General features: G+C 52.0%; 1 protein-coding gene. It reads right to left on the bottom strand.

Annotation, left to right across the window (positions count from 1 at the left end):
- On the bottom strand, positions 1-352 hold a 352-nt coding region (locus ACS604_RS18980; protein ID WP_474772666.1), incomplete at both ends, for an Ig-like domain-containing protein.

Genomic DNA, 352 nt, shown 5'->3' with positions numbered 1-352 from the left:
AGGTGCAGTAATGTCCGCAGACACCACGCCTGAACCTGGCAATGAAGTATTGCCTGCAGGGTCTGTTGCTGTTGCTGTCACCGTTTGACCATCCGTCAAGTCACCTGGGTTTGCTACTGACCAGCTGCCGTCTGTACCTGCAACCACAGTTGCTGTTGTACCGTCAGGGAAGCTTACAGTCACGGTTGATCCCGCTTCTGCTGTACCTGTCACTGGATCAGTCGCATTGATTGGATCAAGGACCGGTGCATTTGGTGCAGTGGTATCAATCGTTACCACAGCTGTATCTGTTCCTGCATTACCTGCAGGGTCAGTTGCTGTCACGGTAATGGTATGTGGACCGTCAGTTAAT

The organism is Acinetobacter sp. Li1LvA2, from assembly GCF_056156705.1.
Note: the sequence above shows the minus strand (reverse complement) of the source record. Positions and strands in the feature narration are given on the sequence as shown.